Here is a 640-nt window from a genome sequence, read left to right on the forward strand (position 1 = left end):
TGTATAAACTCATCTTTTGCCACTTCAAATACATAATCTGGAAGTACAAAAGAATCAGATTTGAGAAGAAGCCACATTTGATTTTTTAACTCATTTTCCCCACTAGAACCTTTTGATTCATCATGATACTGTTTTCTGTCGAATTTATCTACGGCAGTGTTCCCGAAAAGCCTAGCAAAAAATCCGCTGTCATCGTTTTCTTGTACTTGTTGCCGCTCCCTTGCTATTTTTAGTTTTATCTTCTCATAGAACTTTTCTTTTATCTTTTCGTCCTGTTGGATTACTTTTGCAAACATCAGTTACCTCCTTCAATGATTTTTATCTCTTCGTCAGTTAAGCCATAGAGTTGATAAACCAGCTGTTCAATTTGGCGCTCAAGATCAGATATATCAGCATCGGGGTTTTCCTTTTTTGCTTGAAGAATCTGGTCGACAAGAGATTCAATTTGAGGAACAATGAGTTGGTTTTCGGAGGTTGTAGAAGGAATAGGCAGTTGTTCTAAGAAAGTTTTTTTGTATCTATATCCTTCATTCCCCAATCCACCGCCTGCGTAATATTTTCTAAAAAAGAAACTTACAGGCTTTGAGTTTAACAATCCTAAAATATATTTAAGATTTTTACCTGTCATTATAAATGAAGT

Annotated in this window: 2 pseudogenes; both read right to left on the reverse strand. The window is 35.0% G+C overall.

Going from position 1 to position 640, the window contains the following annotated elements:
* Window positions 1-296 (reverse strand): annotated as a pseudogene (locus ACP5SP_RS08065) (hypothetical protein); the annotation flags it as partial.
* Window positions 296-640 (reverse strand): annotated as a pseudogene (locus tag ACP5SP_RS08070) (class I SAM-dependent DNA methyltransferase); the annotation flags it as partial. The pseudogenes ACP5SP_RS08065 and ACP5SP_RS08070, both read right to left, overlap by 1 nt.

It is taken from the genome of Caldisericum sp., from assembly GCF_049967455.1.
Taxonomy (GTDB): domain Bacteria; phylum Caldisericota; class Caldisericia; order Caldisericales; family Caldisericaceae; genus Caldisericum; species Caldisericum exile_A.